Source organism: Pontixanthobacter sp. CEM42 (genome assembly GCF_017812015.1).
GTDB lineage: Bacteria > Pseudomonadota > Alphaproteobacteria > Sphingomonadales > Sphingomonadaceae > Pontixanthobacter.
In genome coordinates this window covers 1,265,133-1,280,416 of sequence record NZ_JADQTN010000001.1, presented here as the reverse complement: position 1 = coordinate 1,280,416, position 15,284 = coordinate 1,265,133, and the positions used below count along the sequence as shown (strand labels likewise).

The following is a 15,284-nucleotide window of genomic DNA, read 5'->3' as shown; positions in this document are numbered from 1 at the left end:
TGGACTCAAGATTGGGGTAACAACAGAGGAGTAGCGTGGTATGTTCGACAGTCTGTCAGATCGCCTCACCGGTGTGTTCGATGGCCTGCGCGGTCGCGGCGCGCTGAAGGAACAGGACGTTCGCGATGCAATGCGCGAAGTTCGAATTGCTTTGCTCGAAGCCGATGTCGCACTTCCGGTGGTTCGCCGTTTCATTGATGCGGTAACTGAAAAAGCCATCGGTTCAGAAGTTCTGAAATCGGTCACGCCGGGTCAGCAAGTCGTCAAGATCGTCTCGGACGAACTGGTTGAAATGCTCGGCGGAGAAGAGAGCGTTCCGCTCGAACTCGAGGCCAAACCGCCTGTCGTGATCATGATGGTCGGTCTGCAAGGCTCGGGCAAAACCACCTCGACCGCCAAACTCGCCAAGTTCCTTAAAGAGAAACACGGCAAGAAATCGATGATGGCGTCGCTCGACGTCAATCGTCCCGCTGCTCAAGAACAGCTTGCTGTTCTGGGCGAGCAAATTGAATGCGCGACGCTGCCGATTGTCGAAGGCCAACAGCCGGTTGATATTGCCCGCCGCGCGCTTGATGCTGCGAAGCTGCAAGCTGCCGACGTGTTACTGCTCGATACTGCGGGCCGTCTACACGTAGACGAGGCGCTGATGGCCGAGATGAAGGCTGTGTCTTCTATCTCTGCGCCGACCGAAGTACTGCTCGTGGTCGACAGTCTGACCGGTCAAGACGCGGTCAACGTCGCGAAGAGCTTTACCGAAGAAGTTCCGCTTACGGGTGTGATCCTGACCCGGATGGACGGCGATGCGCGTGGCGGTGCTGCGCTGTCGATGCGCCATGTCACTGGCAAACCGATCAAATTTGCCGGTACCGGCGAGAAGCTGGACGCGCTGGAGGCATTCCACCCCAAACGCGTTGCTGACCGTATTCTGGGTATGGGCGATGTCGTCTCGCTGGTTGAGAAAGCCGCGGCGACGATCAATGAAGAAGATGCCGAAGCGCTCGCCAAACGTATGGCGAAGGGGCAGTTTGATCTCAACGATCTACGTACCCAACTTCAGCAGATGAACCAGATGGGCGGCCTTGGCATGCTCGCGGGCATGATGCCGGGCATGAAGAAGGCCAAGGCGGCGATGGCCAATAGCGGCATGGACGACAAGGTTCTGGTCCATATGGATGCGATTATCGGTTCAATGACACCGAAAGAGCGCGCCAATCCTGCATTGCTCAACGCCAAGCGTAAACGCCGCATAGCAGCGGGTGCGGGCAAGGAAGTTCAAGACGTGAACAAGCTCCTGAAAATGTATCAGGAAATGTCCCGCGCGATGAAGCAGATTAAGAAAATGGGCGGCCTGAAAGGCCTCGCCGCAATGTTCGGAAAAGGCGGCATGGAAGCCGCAATGCCCGGTCTCGGTGGTCCGGGCGGACCCGGCGGCGGAGGGTTACCTCCTGGCCTTCCCGGCCTCGGCGGACCCAGAAAAAGATAGCGTAAAATTATCACATAAATTCAATAATTACAGATATTTAATTCACAAAGGAAATACATCATGGCAATTGCACTCCGTCTATCCCGTGGCGGCGCGAAGAAGCGCCCTTACTACCGCATCGTCGCTGCCGATAACCGCAGCCCGCGCGACGGTAAGTATCTTGAGCAGATCGGCATCTACAACCCGCTGCTGGCTAAAGATGACGAAGGCCGCGTGAAGCTGAACGAAGACCGCGCGAAATACTGGCTCGGCGTTGGCGCACAGCCTTCGGACCGTGTTGCTCGCTTCCTCGACGCTGCGGGTATCCGTGAGCGTGAAGCCCGTAACAACCCGAACAAAGCCAAGCCGGGCGAGAAAGCCACCGAGCGCGCTGAAGAGAAAGCTGAAAAAGCTGCTGAAGCAGAAGAAGCCAAGAAGGCTGCTGAAGAAGAAACAAAAGCTGCTGCCGAAGCTCCTAAGGAAGAAGAAGCAGCTCCAGCCGAGGAAGCTGCTCCAGAAGCCGCCGCTGAAGCGCCTGCCGAAGAAGCTGGCGAAGATAAGGCCGAAGGCTAAGCCAAAGTGTCTCGACGATGCTCGACACGAACGGATTTTCGGATCCCCGTTCGGTTCGAGCGAAGTCGAGAACCAACTGGTTCTTGCTAATGACTGACAGATCGCCCGTTACACTCGCTGCCATTTCCGGCGCGCACGGTGTGACGGGCGAAGTTCGTTTGAAGCTGTTCGGGGAAGGGATTGCTGCGCTGAAGCAGCATAAGACCTTCAATGATGGCTCTTTGACGCTGAAGAAAATCCGGCCCGACAATAAAGGCGGTGCGATCGCGCGCTTTGTCGAGGTAATCGACCGCAATGCCGCAGAGGCTTTGCGCAGTACCGTCCTGACCATTGCCCGTGATGCTCTGCCCGAACTGAGCGAAGACGAATATTACCACACTGACTTGCTCGGCCTTGCTGCGGTATCAGATACTGGCGAGGCGCTGGGTACTGTCTGTGCCGTCGAAAATTTCGGAGCGCAGGACGTGATCGAGATCGCGCGGCCTAACGGCAAAAAATTCATGATCCCGATGACCAAGCAAGCCGTGATTGAGTGGGATGACAAGCGCCTTGTGGTTAGCAAGGATTTCGCCGACACATAGAGTTATGATCGATTTCTTTGCCAGCTTTGCCTCGCTCGTCATGATGATTTTTCTATCGACGGCAGGCTCAGCGCTTCTCTTGAAATTCTGGGCTGGTAATCTGTCTCGTAGCACTCGCATTCTTCTGGCCATTGCGGCTGGCACACTACTGCCGTTCTTGCCTTTGACTATGATGGCCAACACCTACGGTGAAATCGGCATGGAAATGGCGATCCAGATTGGGGCGGTACTAACGATCCCAATGCTGGTTGTCGGCTGGCCAATTGCCTTCTTTGCCACGCGAAAACTGGACAAGCTGACCGAAATCAAGGCATCGGTCTTTGAATGACCAAAATACTCCCCGTCGCCATCGTTCAAGCTGCGCCAATCCCGCTGGCAATTACTGACGGGATCACCAAGGCCACAGAACTCGCGGCGGAGGCTATCAAGCAAGGCGCAAAACTGGTCGCGTTCGGGGAGACTTTCCTCGGCGGCTATCCTTTGTGGTTGGATGAGGCGCCCGGCGCGGCGTTGTGGGATCATCCCGGCACACGGGCGATGCACCGGATTATGCTCGAAAACGCGATTGTCGCGAATGACGAACGGCTGCTGCCATTGCAGGAACTGTGCGACGAACATGATGCGTGCATTTCCATCGGCGCACACGAGCGGGTGCGGCAGAGCCTCTATAACAATCAGCTGATGCTGCGGCCGGGTCAAGCGCCGCTTGATCACCGCAAGCTTGTCCCCACGCATGGAGAGCGCTTGATCTGGATGCGCGGCGATGGCTCAACACTCGGTGTGCATCAGGCCGAATGGGGCAAAGTCGGCAATCTGATCTGCTGGGAACACTGGATGCCTCTGGCACGCGCCGCGATGCACAATCTGGGCGAGGCCGTCCACGTCGCAGCATGGCCAACCGTGCGCGAGGAATATGCGCTCAACTCGCGGCATTATGCGTTTGAAGGGCGGTGTTTTGTGCTGGCCGCTGGGCTGGTGCAACGAAAAGATGATCTGTTCGATGGGTTGGAGCGCACAGGTGGTGACGGTGCAGCCAAGGAACTGATCCAAACCATCGAGAGCGATGTCCTCAACAAAGGCCAAAGCCTGATCGCAGCACCGGACTCGCGCGTGATCGTGCAGGCAGGCGAAGAAGAGGAAATCCTCTACGCCGACCTCGACTTGTCCGAAATCGGCGCAAACCTGACCTCGCTCGACACTGACGGGCACTATTCACGCCCCGATGTGTTTGAGCTGAAGGTGGATACGCGGGCAAAAAATGGGGTGAAGTGGGGTGTTTGAGTGGCTAACAGAGATTGCCCAACGACTTGGGCCATTGCAGATTAGCATAACGCTACTGTTTTTCTCATTGATTGTGATTTTTTCCTCCTTCACGGTTCGCAAGATTGCTGCGTTGGGGCGCATTGGGGGGAGTATGACCACAGCAGCAATTTGCACGATGTTGCTGGTGGCGTTGCCGATTTGGCTGGCACTGCCGAATGATGGAAGAACTATCCATTGGCATAACGTTTACCTGACAATTGGTTTGGGCTTCAGTTGCTCTTTCGGGGTCGCAATAGTGCGATTCAAGACTCGACCATTCACGGATACGAACGTTTTCGAATGACCTTCGCTGCCACCATCCTCACGCTCTATCCCGAGATGTTTCCCGGGCCATTGAGGCTGTCGCTTGCTGGGCGGGCACTCGAGGAGCAGAAGTGGTCGCTCGATACGATCCAGATCCGCGATTTCGCGACTGACAAGCATAGCAATGTCGATGGCACGCCTGCCGGTGGCGGGGCTGGCATGGTGCTGAAGGCCGATGTGCTGGCGGGTGCGATTGATCATGCCAAGCGGATGCAGCCAAAGGCGCCGATCCTTGCGATGACACCGCGCGGGAAGCCGATTTCTCAGACGCGGATTCGCGAACTTGTCGCGGGTGAGGGCGTCACAATTCTGTGCGGCCGGTTCGAGGGATTTGACGAGCGTATTTTTGAAGGGCGCGCAATCGAAGAAGTCAGCGTTGGTGACATCGTTTTATCGGGCGGAGAGCCCGCTGCTTTGATGATTCTTGATGCTTGCATTCGGCTGCTTCCCGGAGTAATGGGCGCGGCTTCGAGCGGTACCGAGGAGTCTTTCGAAGAAGGACTGCTGGAATACCCTCAATATACCCGACCTCAGGAATGGGAAGGGCGCACGATTCCCGAAGTGCTGCGATCGGGGGATCATGCGAAGATCGCTGCTTGGCGCAAGTCAATGTCAGAGGATCATACTCGGTTACGCAGGCCAGACCTTTGGGATCGCCACACTGGTGATCGGGACTGACCTGCCTCTGGCGCGTGGCGAGAAATAGAAGGACCAGGGCATGAACCTGATTCAAACACTGGAAGCCGAAGCAATCGGCGCATTGGGGAAAGATATCCCTGAATTCCAAGCCGGCGACACAGTTCGCGTCGGTGTTAAAGTTATCGAGGGTACTCGGGAACGTATTCAGAATTTCGAAGGCGTGTGCATCGCCCGCAGCAATCGCGGCATGGGCAGCAACTTCACCGTTCGTAAAATCAGCTTTGGTGAAGGCGTGGAACGTGTTTTCCCGCTCTACTCGCCAATCGTAGACAGCATCACTGTGGTTCGCCGCGGTGTCGTGCGTCGCGCCAAGCTGTACTATCTGCGTGGCCGCACCGGTAAGAGTGCGCGTATCGCGGAACGCCGGGTTAACGCTCCGAAGAAGTAATTCTCGGATCAACGGTTTAGAGAGGGGCGTTTCGGTCAGACCGGAGCGCCCTTTTTCTTTGCGCTGCAGGCAGGGCGCGCTAGGTTGCGTTCATCAAATCACGAGAGGTATTCCTTTGTTATGCGCTTTGCTTTCGCCGCTTTGCTACTCGCCACACCGCTTCCGGTTCTTGCGCAGGAGTCCGAACCGATGACCGCATCGCAAGAGGCAGGCGATCTTTCTTTCGAACGCGTTTTCGCAAGCCCATCTCTGAACGGCTCCAGCCCGCGTCAGGCGAAGCTCTCTCCCGATGGCCGCTACCTGACATTGCTGCGCAATCGCGACGACGAACTCGAACGCTATGATCTGTGGGGCTATGACCGCGAAAGCAGTGAATGGACCATGCTGGTCGACAGCGAGAAGCTGGGAACCGGCCGCGAATTGTCCGAAGACGAGAAGATGCAGCGCGAGCGTGCGCGCGTTGGCAATCTCAAGGGTATTATTTCCTATCAGTGGACCTCGGATGGTTCGGGCATCCTAGTTCCGCTGGATGGTGATCTGTATTTGGCCAAGCTGGATGGCAGTGTTCAGCGGTTGACCGATACCGAGGAAAGCGAGCTCAACCCTGTACTCAGCAGCACCAGCAAATATGTCTCTTTCATCCGCGATCGCCAACTATGGATCGGCGAAGTCGGGGAAGAGGCAGCTCCAATCACACCGAAGGAAGCCGATACGATCCGCTGGGGTGAGGCTGAGTTTGTCGCACAGGAAGAAATGAGCCGGATGACCGGCTATTGGTGGAATACCGCAGATAACCGGATCGCCGTGCAGCGTACCGATGAAGAACGTGTCGGCATAGTCACCCGCGCCGCGATTGGCGCAACCGGAACGCGGGTTTTCGATCAACGCTATCCCGTGGCTGGTAGCGACAATGCGGTGGTCGAACTGTTCGTAATGGACCCCGATGGCGGTGATCAGGTGCAAGTCGATCTGACCAGCAATCAGGACCCTGTTTTTTATAATGCAAATGATCCGACCGACTTCTACATCGCGCGGGTCGATTGGTCGCCCAACGGGAAGCTTTATGTTCAAAGGCAGAACCGTGAGCAGACCGTGCTGGATATGCTTGAGGTGGATCCGGCCACGGGTAAGAGCGAAATCTGGTTCACCGAGAAGGCCGCGACAGACGATTACTGGATCAATCTGTCAGACAATTACCGTTTCCTGAAAGATGGCGAGCTTTTGTGGTGGTCTGAACGAAGGGGAACTGGCCAATTTTATCGCTTCGATGGGGAGTATTGGACGCTGCTGACCAGCGGCGACGAACCCACCACATCATTGGTCGGGATCAACGAAGAAAGCGGTGAGCTGTTTTATCAGGCAACGACCGATGTGCTGACCCAGCAAATCTATCGCGCGCTGCTGACGAAATCTGCGCCGACCACTTTGCTGACGGATATGGAATACACCAACAGCGCGATGATGGATAAGGATGGCAGGACGCTGCTGATAACGCGTTCCAACCACAATCAACCATCGCAGAGCTATCTTGCGGATAGCGAGGGCAAGCGCCTTGCATGGGTCGAGCAGAACGCTCTTGATGCCGATCATCCTTATGCGCCGCATCTGGCTAGCCACCGGCCTGCCAAATTCGGCACGATCAAAGCCGCTGATGGCGCAACCGATCTCCACTACAAAATGGTCACGCCTGAAATGGAGCCGGGCAAGACATATCCGGTATTCTACTATCACTATAGCGGCCCCGGTCCTCAGGTCGTGACCAAGGGTTGGGACGGTGCGTTGCAGCAAGCAGTCGTCGATGCGGGCTATATCTGGTTCGAGCTCGACAATCGCGGCAGCGCCAATCGCGGAGTCGCGTTTGAGCAGCCGCTCTATCACGCGATGGGCGGGGTCGAAGTTGACGACCAACGCGAGGGTGCGAAGTATCTGAAGACGCTCGACTTTGTCGATCCAGACAAGATTGCGCTCTATGGCTGGTCGTACGGCGGCTATATGACGCTGAAGCAGCTTCAGGCTGATCCTGGCCTTTATGCGGCTGGTATTTCAGGCGCACCGGTTACGCGGTGGGAACTGTATGATACGCACTACACAGAGCGTTTCATGGGCGATCCGCGCAAAGTTCCCGAGGCATACGAGAAAGCCAGCGCGATTCCTGATGCGGGCAAGATGACTGATCCGCTGCTGCTGATCCACGGCATGGCAGACGACAATGTTGTGTTTGAAAACTCGTCAGAATTGATCGCGAAGCTACAAGGCAGCAACCAGCCCTTCGAGATGATGCTTTACCCCGGCTACACCCACCGCGTGGCGGGTGAGCAGATCAGCCCGCATCTATGGAATACGATTTTCACGTTCCTGGAAAAGCACGGCGTAACACCGCCTGAATAATCTGGCGGCCTAGTTCAACCAATTCAGCGTGGTCGAGGCCACTTCCGCAGGGGCCTCGACATGCGGATAGTGGCCGATGCCGTTCAGAAGATACTCATTGGCTTTCGGCATCCCGTCGACCCACCGGCGGTAGCAATGTTCGCCAGATACCGGATCGTGCGCACCGTTGATCAGTCCAACACGCTCCTGCGCACTTTCCAGTGCAGTGACCCAGCGGTCTTCATAGGAGAAGCGCTCCTCCATAAAATGGGTCAGCTTATGGATGATGCGATTGCCGTGTTGCTCAGTGAAAAGCGACCACAAGATATCCAGCTCGCCTGCACTGGGTTTGGTTTCCGGCCCGAATATGCGCGAAAAGCTCTTCCCGAATGTTTTCCGATTGAGCGTACGGCTGAGCAAGAATCCGATGGGCGACGAGGCGAGACGCATGATGAGTCGTGCCCGCTGATGATCGGGGAACATTCCACCATTGAGGAAGATCATCTTCTCGAGGCCCGCTGCGCCGCTGCCTTCTTTCTGGCGTGCCAGCAGTTCCTGGCCAACAGATGCGCCATAATCATGCACCATCGCGTCAAAATCACGCACGCTCAGATGCTGGAGCAATGCCGCGAGCATATCGGCCTGCCGCTGGATTGAATATCCTGATTTGGGTTTGTCTGACAGACCAAAGCCGATCAGGTCGGCAGCTATCAAGCGATGTGTGCGGCTGAGCGTATCCCAGATCGGTGCCCAATCCCAAGACGCCGTCGGAAAGCCATGCACAAGCAATAGCGGCTTGCCCGTGCCTTGCGTCCAGTATGCTATTCTTACGCCATCGAACGTAAAATACTCAGCGCGCGAGCGCCAATCCTCGATAGAAATTGCCAATTTTGCGACCTTGCTAGGTTTGTATTTTTGCCCCGTCCGTTTTTACGGATCACTGTATTTCTACGTAGGATAAATAGCTTTGCAAAGCTGCAATGTGGTTAATTCCGAGCAAAGATTCTTGTCAGGTGCACGCCGCATAAATTTGTTGTGAGTTTTCAGTCAAGCTAGCCATTCGAGAGCCTTTGATGCGACCTCTTCGGGTGCTTCAACTTGTGGATAGTGACCGATATTGGGCAGTAAATGTGCTTTGGCGACAGGGACATGGCCCTTCCAACGATGAAACGCGTGTTCACCCGATACGGGATCTTTTGCCCCATTGATCAGGCCGATCCGATCCGCTGCGTAGGTGAGGGCGCCAACCCATCGTGCCTCATTGTCGCGACGGTCGCCGATATAGTGGAGCAGCTTGTGAAAGATACGGTTGCCGTCTTGCTCGGCAATCAGCGACCAGAATTCGTCCAATTCTTGTTCCGTAGGCTGGGTGTCCGGCCCGAACACGCTGGAGAAGCTCTTCCCGAAGCCTTTGCGGCTCAGCATCCGGCTGACCAAAAAGCCTAACGGGGATACGCCAAGTTTTTGGATCGGGCGAGCACGATGCTGATCAGGGAAGATACCTCCATTGAGGAAAACCATTTTACCAAGGCCAGCGGCTCCGCTGCCTTCTTCCTGTCGCGCGAGCAGTTCTTGCCCGACCGATACGCCGTAATCGTGCACCAAAGCGTCGAAATCGGTGATGCCTAGGTGGTCCAGCAGCGCCAATTGCATGTCGGTTTGCCGGTGGATTGAGTAGCCAGCGTGCGGTTTGTCGGACAACCCGAAGCCGATCATGTCGCAGGCAATCAGGCTGTGCTGGGCACTCATGCGATCCCAGATAGGGACCCAATCCCATGAGGCGGTCGGGAAGCCGTGGACCATCAGTAGCGGCTTGCCTGTTCCGGCGGTCCAATAGGCGATTCTCTGCCCCTCGAACTCGAAATGCCGCGCTTGTTCGCGCCACTCAATCAATCTGATCGTCATTTCGGTCCAAATCCCTATCGCCCTTATCTTTATGCCCGGCATAGCTATGCTTGCTTTCGCCGCTCGCAATTGATGCTAGAGGCCCCACATAGTGATGCAAGCCTTCTGCGGACAGATGGCATGTAATGTGATTGCAGTTCAGGAGAATTGAGTTGGGTTATCGGGTAGCGGTTGTCGGTGCGACAGGGAATGTCGGGCGCGAAGTTATGGCAATCCTGGCGGAACGCGAGTTCCCGATCGAGGAAGTCGCTGCAGTCGCTAGTTCGCGCAGCCATGGTAGCGAAGTCGAATTCGGCGAAACCGGCAAAATGCTCAAATGCAAGAATATCGAGCATTTCGACTGGAGCGGCTGGGACATTGCCCTGTTCGCGGCAGGCTCAGGCCCGGCGAAGGAATATGCACCCAAGGCTGCGGCTGCGGGCTGCGTGGTAATCGACAACAGCTCGCTCTACCGAATGGACCCGGACGTGCCGCTGATCGTTCCGGAAGTGAATCCGGATGACATTGATGGTTATACCAAGCGCAATATCATCGCGAACCCAAACTGCTCGACCGCGCAGATGGTCGTCGCGCTCAAGCCGCTCCATGATGCGGCCAAGATCAAGCGAGTGGTGGTCTCGACTTACCAATCAGTATCTGGCGCGGGCAAATCGGGCATGGATGAATTGTTCGAACAGAGCCGTGCGATTTTCGTGGGCGACAAGCCTGAACCAGAAACCTTCACCAAGCAAATCGCCTTCAACGTCATCCCGCACATCGATGTCTTCCTCGACGATGGATCGACCAAGGAAGAGTGGAAGATGGTCGCGGAAACCAAGAAGATTCTCGATCCGAAGATCAAACTGAGTGCGACCTGCGTGCGGGTGCCGGTATTTGTCGGCCACTCCGAAGCGATCAACATCGAATTCGAGAACGAGCTGTCGGCGAAGGACGCGCAGGAAATCTTGCGCGAGGCACCGGGCATTATGCTGGTCGATAAGCGCGAGGATGGCGGTTATGTCACCCCGGTCGAATGCGCCGGCGACAGCGCGACTTATATCAGCCGCGTCCGCGAAGATCCCACCGTCGACAATGGCTTGGTGATCTGGTGCGTATCGGACAACCTGCGCAAGGGGGCTGCCTTAAACGCAGTGCAGATCGCCGAATTGTTGGGGCGCAAACATCTGAAGAAGGGTTAAGCCTGTTCCCGATTTTCGGGAGTGAGCAATGCACAAATATCTGTTGGCAACCTTGCCGTCGCTGCTTGGGGTCGCGCCGATGGCTTCCGCGCAGGATGGGCATGCCTCTTCCGCTGAAAAATTGCAGCACTTTGTATTCATCGGTGGTTCTGAACTGGCCGAACATCGCGATCTCTTAGAGCGTGATGACATTGATGGTGCACAAGTTATTTACACTTGGCGCGCTCTGGAGCCGCGCGAGGGCGAGTTCAATTTCAGCAAGATCGAGCGTGATCTCGCGCTGGCAGACTCGCTTGGGAAGAAGCTGTTTGTCCAAGTTCAGGATCGTTTCTTTCTTCCGGAAGCCCGCAATATTCCTGACTATGTGCTGTCCGAACCGGTTTATGGCGGCGGATTGGTACGTCAGGAGGACAATGCAGGCGAGGGAGAGGCGAAAGGTTCAGGCTGGGTGTCTGCGCAATGGAATCCGCATGTGCGCGGTCGGTTTCAGGCGTTGCTGGTTGCTCTCGGAGAACGATTTGATGGGCGGATTTATGGCGTGAACCTCCCAGAGACTGCCATTGAGGTGCAAACGGGCGATGGTGCACCGGAAGGTTTCTCGTGTGATGCATACTTCCATGCGGAAATGGAAAATCTTATCACTGCACGCGAAGCGTTCGATCAGTCCTTCGTTGTGCAATACGCAAATTTCTGGCCGTGCGAATGGAACAATAGCGAAGGCTATATGGCGCGCATTTTCGATTATGCATTGGCCGCTGGCGTCGGGATCGGCGGGCCTGACATTGTGCCGTTCAAGCGTGCGCAGGAAAAGAACTCATACCAATATCTCAAACGTTTGGGTGACCAGTTACCTATTGTGGCAATGGCGGTTCAGGGTCCGACATTGACTTACACGAACCCCAAAACAGGCCAGAAATTCACCCGTGAGGAATTTGAAAGCTACGCCGTGTCTGAGCTCAATGTCGACATCATATTCTGGAGCCTACGCGTGCCATGGCTGCAAGCCAGCAAAGCCGAGTGACAAAGCCGGGGCTTCGTATTAGCTAGTGGGTCTAACCAACGCGGAAGCCCACGATGACCCTAAAAGCAGACCTCTATTTCTCGTTCCGCTCTCCCTACAGCTATCTCGCGATTGGTCGCTACCGCGCACTGACCGAAATGTTCGATGTCGATATTACGCTGCGTACCGTCTGGCCGATCGCCATTCGGTCGCCCGACCTCTTGTTTAGCGGGAATCCCGCTGCGCCGCGCTACATCCTGATGGATTCTATGCGTGTGGCCCAGATGTTGGAGATACCCTACCGCTGGCCGAACCCTGACCCGATCAAGCAGGATATGGCGACCTTGACGATTGCTCCTGAGCAGCCGCTCATCCGCCGTGTCTGCCGGATGGGACAAGCCGCAACCCGGCGCGGGCGTGGGCTGCCATTCGCTGACGAAGTGTCCAAAATCATCTTCGACGGTTCAACCGACAATTGGCACGAGGGGGATCACCTTGCCAAAGCAGCGCAGCGCGCGGGGCTCGACCTGGTTGAGTTGGACGCGGAGGCCGTAAGCGATGCCGACGCATTGGACGCAGAGATCGCTGCCAATCAGGAGGCGCTAGAAGCTGCCGGCCATTGGGGCGTTCCAACGCTGGTGTTCGACGGTGAACCCTTCTTTGGCCAAGACCGGATCGAAACGGTCCTGTGGCGGATGAATGAAAAAGGTTTGACCGAGCGGTGAGCGAGATGGTGTCATCGTTTGACGGGACCGAACTCGCCATCCACCGCATGGGTTCTGGTAGGCCGGTGCTTCTGCTCCACGGCTTGTTTTCCAATGCGGAAATGAACTGGATCAAATTCGGTCATGCACAGAAGCTCGCCGATACCGGTTTCGAGGCCATCATGCCCGATTTGCGCGCGCATGGCGAAAGCGGTGCGCCGCATGACCCTGCCAGCTATCCAGATGATGTGCTCGCCAAGGATGTGCTGGCTTTGGTCGATGCTCTTGGGTTGGATGATTTCGATTTGGTTGGATTTTCGCTTGGCGCCCGAACATCGGCGCGGGCGGTGATTTCCAGTCTGACCCCGCGCAAGCTCGTGCTGTCTGGGATGGGCCTTGAGGGGTTGGCAGGCTGGCGCAAGCGCTCTGCATTTTTCATCGATGCGATTGACCGGTTTGACGAGGTTAAGCGCGGCGATCCGGCCTTTATGGCGGTCAGCTTTATGAAGACGATGAGGGTGGACCGCGTAGCGGCCAGGCTGTTGCTGCAATCGGTCGCTGACACTGTGCCTGATCAATTGGCCGCGCTGACTATGCCGACAATGGTACTGTGTGGCGATAAGGATCAGGACAATGGCTCTGCGCCTAAACTCGCCGAGACGCTGCCCGATGCAACTTACGTCGAGATACCCGGGACGCATATGAGTTCGGTAACCGAGGGCGCTTTGGGCGATGCATTGGTCGAGTTTCTGAACGAGTCTGCCGAGGCTTGATAAAGACGCCGCGCGGGTTCAAACTCCTTTCATGAGAGGCCAGTGGTCGCTGGCTCACCGTGAGAGGATACACCACAATGAAGTTTGCATCTGTTGTTTTGAAAACAGCTGCGTCGGCGCTCGCTCTGACGCTTGCTGCACCGGCATTGGCCGACCATCACGCTGGCGAAGGAGCGAGTTCCGGTGAGATCGAGACGGTTGATGGTTACCCGGTTACCGTCGCCGGCGCGGCTAAATTTGTTGCCGATACCGAAGCGGAAATGAAGAAGATGTGGGTCCTGGGCGGGCGCGCAGCATGGATCAATTCAACTTATATCACCGACGATACCAACGCTCTGAACGCATATTTTGGGGCGATTGCGGCGGAAACATCGGTGGCAAAAGGCCTGGCTGCGGCAAAGTTTGCAGAGCTTGAAGGTCTTGATCCTGACGTGAAGCGCAAGCTGGATATTCTGCGCGTGGCTTTGACCCTGCCTGCTCCAACCACGGCTGGTGCCGCTGAGGAAGCCGCATCGCTCGCAACGTCGCTGGGTGCTGCATATGGACAGGGTAAGGGCACTCTGAATGGAGAGGAAATCTCCGGCTCTGATATTGAAGCAGAGATGGGCAATCTGGAGCGTACACCTGCGGAACTCTCCGAAATGTGGTCCAGCTGGCACAGCAATGTCGGCGCGCCGATGAAGGCGGACTATGTCCGTTTGGCGGAGCTGACCAATGCCGGCGCGCAAGAGCTCGGCTATGCCGATTTCGGTGCGATGCAGCGTTCAAAATATGACATGAGCGCAGACCAGTTTGCCGCCGAGACCGAGCGGATGTGGCAGGAAGTGAAGCCGCTGTACATGTCGCTACACACTTACGTTCGCAGCAAGCTCAACGAGAAATATGGCGACGACATCCAGCCCGCTACTGGCCCGATCCGCGCGGATTTGCTTGGCAATATGTGGGCGCAGGAATGGGGCAATATCTACCCGCTTGTCGCGCCCGAGGGTGCAGGTGATATCGGCTATGATTTGACATCATTGATCGAAGAAAAGGGCCTGAGCGAAGTCGATATGGTCAAAGTGGGTGAGAAATTCTTCTCCTCACTCGGCTTCAAAGAGCTGCCAGCAAGCTTCTACGAACGCTCGCAATTTGTGAAACCGCGCGACCGCGAAGTGATCTGCCACGCGTCTGCTTGGGACATTGAAGATAGCAATGATCTGCGCATCAAAATGTGCATCAAGAAAAACGCTGACGACTTTGTGACGATCCACCATGAGCTGGGTCACAATTATTACCAGCGTGCCTATGGCGTTCAGGATTTCCTCTATCGCGATAGTGCCAATGATGGCTTCCACGAGGCTATCGGCGATATGATCGCGCTGTCGATTACACCGGAGTATCTGGTTCAGATCGACATGCTCGACCGCGAAGATGTGCCGAGTGCGGATAAGGATATCGGCCTGCTACTCCGTCAAGCGATGGATAAGGCTGCATTCCTGCCATTTGGCTTGCTGATGGACCGCTATCGTTGGGGTATCTTCGACGGTTCGACCACGCCGGAGGAATACAACACCGACTGGAACAAGCTGCGGCTTGAATATCAAGGCATCACTCCGCCGACAGAGCGTGATGTGGACGGGTTTGATCCGGGCGCAAAATATCACGTGCCGGGCAATGTGTCTTACACGCGGTATTTCCTCGCGCGCTTGTTGCAGTTCCAATTCTACAAGGCAGCCTGCGACAAAGTTGGGTGGGAAGGGCCGCTTCACCGCTGCTCGTTCTACGGCAACGAAGAGGTCGGCAAGGGTCTGAACGAAATGCTGGCCATGGGCTCAAGTAAGCCGTGGCCGGACGCTCTCGAAGCCTTCACCGGCGAACGTCAGATGAGCGGCAAAGCGATGCTGGAATATTTTGCGCCGCTGAAAGAATGGCTCGACGAACAGAACGAGGGCAAGCCCCAAGGCTGGTGATCGCGCTGGTACGTTACTGCACTTGAGGCAGACACAAAAAAGCCCCCGCCATCTCCTGAGGTGACGGGGGCTTTCG

At 56.2% G+C, this 15,284-nt stretch carries 15 protein-coding genes; 13 read left to right on the top strand and 2 right to left on the bottom strand.

The annotated features are described in order from the left end of the window. Positions 1–40: 40 nt before the first annotated feature. From ffh to J9777_RS06085, 8 genes are all read left to right on the top strand, one after another. Positions 41–1,483: a signal recognition particle protein gene (ffh, locus tag J9777_RS06120; RefSeq protein ID WP_209347858.1), complete on the top strand. Its 1,443-nt coding sequence runs from the start codon at positions 41–43 to the stop codon at positions 1,481–1,483. Between the two features lie 60 nt (positions 1,484–1,543). Beyond that, complete coding sequence (rpsP, locus tag J9777_RS06115) at positions 1,544–2,035, top strand: 30S ribosomal protein S16 (protein WP_209347857.1); 492 nt, start codon at positions 1,544–1,546, stop codon at positions 2,033–2,035. An 89-nt stretch (positions 2,036–2,124) separates the two neighbouring features. Next, positions 2,125–2,616, top strand: coding sequence for a ribosome maturation factor RimM (gene rimM / locus J9777_RS06110; protein WP_209347856.1), 492 nt, complete (start codon positions 2,125–2,127; stop codon positions 2,614–2,616). 4 nt (positions 2,617–2,620) lie between these two features. Beyond that, positions 2,621–2,944, top strand: coding sequence for a hypothetical protein (locus tag J9777_RS06105; RefSeq protein WP_209347855.1), 324 nt, complete (start codon positions 2,621–2,623; stop codon positions 2,942–2,944). Then, complete coding sequence (locus J9777_RS06100; protein WP_209347854.1) at positions 2,941–3,897, top strand: carbon-nitrogen hydrolase family protein; 957 nt, start codon at positions 2,941–2,943, stop codon at positions 3,895–3,897. The genes J9777_RS06105 and J9777_RS06100 overlap by 4 nt, the downstream gene beginning before the upstream one ends. A 321-nt stretch (positions 3,898–4,218) precedes the next feature. After that, entirely contained in the window at positions 4,219–4,920 is a 702-nt protein-coding gene (gene trmD, locus J9777_RS06095) for a tRNA (guanosine(37)-N1)-methyltransferase TrmD (protein ID WP_209347853.1), read from the top strand. A gap of 40 nt (positions 4,921–4,960) precedes the next feature. Beyond that, entirely contained in the window at positions 4,961–5,329 is a 369-nt protein-coding gene (rplS, locus tag J9777_RS06090; RefSeq protein ID WP_160614865.1) for a 50S ribosomal protein L19, read from the top strand. Positions 5,330–5,449: 120 nt separating this feature from the next. Next, entirely contained in the window at positions 5,450–7,717 is a 2,268-nt protein-coding gene (locus J9777_RS06085; RefSeq protein WP_209347852.1) for a DPP IV N-terminal domain-containing protein, read from the top strand. Between the two features lie 9 nt (positions 7,718–7,726). On the opposite strand, the gene J9777_RS06080 is transcribed toward J9777_RS06085, so the two are convergent. Then, the gene (locus J9777_RS06080) at positions 7,727–8,584 is read right to left on the bottom strand and encodes an alpha/beta hydrolase (RefSeq protein WP_209347851.1); all 858 of its coding nucleotides are present in this window, start codon (positions 8,582–8,584) and stop codon (positions 7,727–7,729) included. Positions 8,585–8,743: 159 nt separating this feature from the next. Further along, positions 8,744–9,601 (bottom strand): alpha/beta hydrolase, encoded by an 858-nt coding sequence (locus J9777_RS06075; protein WP_209347850.1) that lies wholly within the window; start codon positions 9,599–9,601, stop codon positions 8,744–8,746. A gap of 152 nt (positions 9,602–9,753) precedes the next feature. On the opposite strand from J9777_RS06075, the gene J9777_RS06070 reads away from it, so the two are divergent. From J9777_RS06070 to J9777_RS06050, 5 genes are all read left to right on the top strand, one after another. Next, positions 9,754–10,779 carry an aspartate-semialdehyde dehydrogenase gene (locus J9777_RS06070; RefSeq protein ID WP_209347849.1) on the top strand — a complete coding sequence of 342 codons (1,026 nt, stop codon included), beginning with the start codon at positions 9,754–9,756 and terminating at the stop codon, positions 10,777–10,779. Positions 10,780–10,807: 28 nt separating this feature from the next. After that, complete coding sequence (locus J9777_RS06065; RefSeq protein WP_245228522.1) at positions 10,808–11,800, top strand: hypothetical protein; 993 nt, start codon at positions 10,808–10,810, stop codon at positions 11,798–11,800. Positions 11,801–11,853: 53 nt separating this feature from the next. Beyond that, complete coding sequence (locus J9777_RS06060; protein WP_209347848.1) at positions 11,854–12,504, top strand: DsbA family protein; 651 nt, start codon at positions 11,854–11,856, stop codon at positions 12,502–12,504. Between the two features lie 5 nt (positions 12,505–12,509). Further along, entirely contained in the window at positions 12,510–13,256 is a 747-nt protein-coding gene (locus J9777_RS06055; RefSeq protein ID WP_209348626.1) for an alpha/beta hydrolase, read from the top strand. 77 nt (positions 13,257–13,333) lie between these two features. Beyond that, on the top strand, positions 13,334–15,208 hold the full coding sequence (locus tag J9777_RS06050) for a M2 family metallopeptidase (RefSeq protein WP_209347847.1): 1,875 nt from the start codon (positions 13,334–13,336) through the stop codon (positions 15,206–15,208). Positions 15,209–15,284 lie beyond the last annotated feature (76 nt).

Excerpts from the sequence above, each read along its gene's own strand:
- ffh (WP_209347858.1), top strand. The coding sequence starts at position 41 with ATGTTCGACAGTCTGTCAGATCGCCTCACCGGTGTGTTCGATGGCCTG.
- rpsP (WP_209347857.1), top strand. The coding sequence starts at position 1,544 with ATGGCAATTGCACTCCGTCTATCCCGTGGCGGCGCGAAGAAGCGCCCT.
- rimM (WP_209347856.1), top strand. The coding sequence starts at position 2,125 with ATGACTGACAGATCGCCCGTTACACTCGCTGCCATTTCCGGCGCGCAC.
- J9777_RS06105 (WP_209347855.1), top strand. The coding sequence starts at position 2,621 with ATGATCGATTTCTTTGCCAGCTTTGCCTCGCTCGTCATGATGATTTTT.
- J9777_RS06100 (WP_209347854.1), top strand. The coding sequence starts at position 2,941 with ATGACCAAAATACTCCCCGTCGCCATCGTTCAAGCTGCGCCAATCCCG.
- trmD (WP_209347853.1), top strand. The coding sequence starts at position 4,219 with ATGACCTTCGCTGCCACCATCCTCACGCTCTATCCCGAGATGTTTCCC.
- rplS (WP_160614865.1), top strand. The coding sequence starts at position 4,961 with ATGAACCTGATTCAAACACTGGAAGCCGAAGCAATCGGCGCATTGGGG.
- J9777_RS06085 (WP_209347852.1), top strand. The coding sequence starts at position 5,450 with ATGCGCTTTGCTTTCGCCGCTTTGCTACTCGCCACACCGCTTCCGGTT.
- J9777_RS06075 (WP_209347850.1), bottom strand. The coding sequence starts at position 9,601 with ATGACGATCAGATTGATTGAGTGGCGCGAACAAGCGCGGCATTTCGAG.
- J9777_RS06065 (WP_245228522.1), top strand. The coding sequence starts at position 10,808 with ATGCACAAATATCTGTTGGCAACCTTGCCGTCGCTGCTTGGGGTCGCG.
- J9777_RS06060 (WP_209347848.1), top strand. The coding sequence starts at position 11,854 with ATGACCCTAAAAGCAGACCTCTATTTCTCGTTCCGCTCTCCCTACAGC.
- J9777_RS06055 (WP_209348626.1), top strand. The coding sequence starts at position 12,510 with ATGGTGTCATCGTTTGACGGGACCGAACTCGCCATCCACCGCATGGGT.
- J9777_RS06050 (WP_209347847.1), top strand. The coding sequence starts at position 13,334 with ATGAAGTTTGCATCTGTTGTTTTGAAAACAGCTGCGTCGGCGCTCGCT.